This is a genomic window from Pseudoalteromonas sp. OF5H-5, assembly GCF_021530695.1.
Lineage (GTDB): Bacteria > Pseudomonadota > Gammaproteobacteria > Enterobacterales > Alteromonadaceae > Pseudoalteromonas.
In genome coordinates, this window is the sequence record NZ_JAKGBF010000061.1 from 1 (window position 1) to 1,030 (window position 1,030).

Consider the following 1,030-nt stretch of genomic DNA (forward strand, 5'->3'; position numbering starts at 1 on the left):
GTAGCGTGCTGACCAGCGGGTCGTCTGGTTGGTCAGCTATGAATACGTGTGCATCTGAAAGCTTAGTTGCGTCATCAGTTGCAACGGCGGGGTAAAGTTTTACAAGATCAAATGCGCTGCGCGCATGATCGACGTCGCTGATTGAGCTAAATACATCGTTTAGCTTTCCGCTTATCACCGCGTTGTTGGTGCGGTGGCCGCCTGCATTGGGTGCGCTGCCGAGCCGCTGGGGTTTGAATATCTTTAAATGACTTCTTAGCATCTTTATACCACTTTTAATCTAAGCGTTATGTTTTCAAAATAGTCAGGCTGAGCATCTGAGTAATAACTTACGGCGCTGCCCGTGACTGGCTTTTGGCTGTGATCCCAAATCACGGTGTATACCGAGCCTCGTATCGATATATCAAACGCGGTTAGTGTGGTTCGGCTATGGTCAAATAGCGCGATGTAGCTACTTGCTGCCTCCAGCACACTTTCAATCGTGATGGGCCGACCAGGTAGCAGCGTTTTTTCAATATGTGAGGCACCATTTAATGCAAGCTCTGCTTGCTCAGCAACGGCTTGATAATCGTGCTCATCTGTCCACACGGCGTGTGGTAGCGCTATGGCGTTAATTACTATCATTGGGCGTTACTCAATTGTTCTAGCTCTTCTAATAGCTGGTCTCGAATAGTGGTGTATAGCTCGGCGGTGTTACCACTGGGTAATTTGAGTTCCAGCACAATGCGTTTACCGGATTGCTGGGCTGTCAGTAGCGTTAGCAATTTATCGAGTTTGCCATTAATGGCATCGCTCAATGGAGAGCTATTGCTTGGCCTCGTCGGTACGGGGCTTGGGCTGTAATATTCAGTGTTTTCACGTGGTGTGATTGTGTTTGAGCGTGCGGGATTGCGTTTGGCACTTGCAACTTGTTTGAGCGATTCACGCTGGCGGTCAATTAAATCTCGCAATGCGCGCTTTTGTTCGCCATCGATATAAACGAGCTGTTTAAATATCCGGTCATAAATTTTGGATAGCTCTGACGTTGATG

1 protein-coding gene and 2 pseudogenes are annotated in these 1,030 nt (G+C 48.1%); all 3 read right to left on the bottom strand.

The window, feature by feature from the left end:
- Positions 1–262: pseudogene (locus L1271_RS24655) on the bottom strand (hypothetical protein); the annotation flags it as partial.
- 2 nt (positions 263–264) lie between these two features.
- Entirely contained in the window at positions 265–624 is a 360-nt protein-coding gene (locus tag L1271_RS24660) for a hypothetical protein (protein ID WP_235369058.1), read from the bottom strand.
- Positions 621–1,030, bottom strand: a pseudogene (locus tag L1271_RS24665) (tape measure protein); the annotation flags it as partial. The gene L1271_RS24660 and the pseudogene L1271_RS24665, both read right to left, overlap by 4 nt.

What these genes read in the sequence shown, in the direction of transcription:
- L1271_RS24660 (WP_235369058.1), bottom strand. Translation starts at nt 624, where the DNA reads ATGATAGTAATTAACGCCATAGCGCTACCACACGCCGTGTGGACAGAT.